Origin of the sequence: Kitasatospora sp. NPDC059803, assembly GCF_042732255.1 — a bacterium.
Classification (GTDB): domain Bacteria; phylum Actinomycetota; class Actinomycetes; order Streptomycetales; family Streptomycetaceae; genus Kitasatospora.
This window is the reverse complement of record NZ_JBHWIJ010000183.1, coordinates 1-1981: the sequence shown is the minus strand read 5'-3', so window position 1 is coordinate 1981 and position 1981 is coordinate 1. Positions and strand designations below refer to the sequence as shown.

The following is a 1981-nucleotide window of genomic DNA, read 5'->3' as shown; positions in this document are numbered from 1 at the left end:
GGCGCGGGGGGGGGGGGCGGCATCCGGGCCCCGGCGCGGGGGGTTCCCGCCACGTAAACACCCCCCCCCCCCCCCCCCGGCGGGGGGGGGGGGGGGGGGGGGTGGACCGGCCGCCGCACGGTGGATCCGGGAGACGTCACTGGGCCGAACCCACGTCGGCCGCCCACGGGTAGTACATGTAGGAGATGGTGGTCGGGGCACCGGTGATCCTCTTGTTGAGGAACACGGCGGTGGGCCACTCGGCGACCGGGATCCACAGCAGCTGGTCGGACGCGGTCCTCTGGAGCTGCGCTTCGAGGGTGAAGCGCTCCGCCGGGTCGGCGGCGGCGGTCGCCTTGTCGACCAGGTCGTCGTAGGCCTGGTCGCTGTAGCCGGCGAAGTTCTGGTAGGCGCCGGTCTTGAAGTTGGCCAGCAGGTCCAGCGGGTCGGTGATGGAGTCGTAGTACGTCTCCGGGAACATGTCGATGCCCTCGCGCGCCTTCGCGTCCGTGAACAGCGCGGTGAAGGCGTTGGGCGCGATCGTCTTGAGCTGGACGTCGAGACCGATCCTGGCGCCGGCCGACTGGACGGCGGTGGCCAGCAGCGAGACGTCCTGGCCGATGGAGCTGGTCGCGACCGTGACGGTCTTGCCGGTGGCTCCGGCCTCCTTGACCAGGGCCTTGGCCCGGTCGATGTCCGGGGCGGTCGGGGTGAGCCCCTCGAACGCCTCCTTCTTGACGTCCGGCGGCGCCGCGGCCCAGGCCGCGCGGGAGGTGAGGGAGCCGGTGGCGCTGCCGGCGCCGGCGAGTCCGGTGCGTACGAAGCCGGAGCGGTCGAGGGCCAGCGACAGCGCCTTGCGGACGCGGACGTCGCCGAGCACACCCTTCATGTTGGTGACGTTGACGTTGACCGTGCTGAGGCCCTCGCCGAAGTAGAGGGTGCCCACACCGCTCTTGCTCAGGCGGTCGTAGCTCTCGGTCGGGATCAGGTAGCCGCCGTCCGCCTCACCGCTGATCATGGCGTTGACGCGCGCCGAGGGGTCGGTCAGGAAGCGGAAGTCGACCTTCGCGGACTTGGCCTTGGTGCCCCAGTAGCCGTCGAAGCGCCGCAGCTGGATGGACTGGCCCTTGTTCCAGGAGCCGAGCTGGTAGGGGCCGGTGCAGTCCAGGCTGCCGGAGGTGCCGTAGTCCTTGCCGGCCGCCTCGATGCCGGCCTTGGAGGCGACGACGCCCGCGGCCGTGGCCATGTACTGGTTGAACTGCGAGTCGGGCTGCTTGAGTTTGACGGTGACCTGGAGCGGGCCGCTCTTGGTGACGGTGCTGACGTTCTGGAACTGCTGGGCCCAGGCCGCCGCGTTGTCGGGGTTCATCTGCCGGCCGAGGCTGTACACCACGTCGTCGGCGGTCATCACGCCGCCGTCGTGGAAGTGCACGTCGGGCCGCAGGTCGTAGACCCAGGTGGTGGGGTCGGGGCTGGTGGTCTTCGCCGCGAGCCCGGGAGCCAAGGTCAGCTGCGGGGTCCACCGCATCAGGCTCTCGCACACGTTGGACAGGATGGTGTTCTGCGGGTAGTCGAAAGCCGAGATGTAGTCGAGGGTCGGCGGCTCGGCGTAGACGGCCCAACTGAACGAGTCGAGCTGGCCCTTGGCGGCCGGGGTGTCGGCGGACAGCTTGTACGCCTGGTCGCCGTTGCCTCCGTCACCGGTCTTCGGCGGCCCGGCGCAGGCGGCGACCAGGGCGAAGGCTGCCAGGGCGGCGGCCGGCAGGGCGTAGCGGCGGTGCGGGGATCTGTGCTCCGGGCGCTGGCTTCGTGGCATCGAGGGTTCTTTCTTCCAGGCTCAACGGGGGTCCGGCGGGCGGGGGCGGGGGCGGCCCCGCCGCCCCGGGGCCCGCCCCCACCCGCGCGGGGCGGGCCGCGCTCGCGGGCCTGCCCCGGGCCGCGCTCGGCGAGATCGACGTGTGGTGCGCCAACGCGGGCGTCGCCCCGGTCGGCGGGGCCGACG

At 72.2% G+C, this 1981-nt stretch carries 1 protein-coding gene; it reads right to left on the bottom strand.

The window, feature by feature from the left end; genetic code table 11:
- Positions 1-136: 136 nt before the first annotated feature.
- A complete protein-coding gene (locus tag ACFV6I_RS25660; protein ID WP_380345822.1) occupies positions 137-1795 on the bottom strand; it encodes an ABC transporter substrate-binding protein in 1659 nt (552 codons plus the stop codon).
- Positions 1796-1981 lie beyond the last annotated feature (186 nt).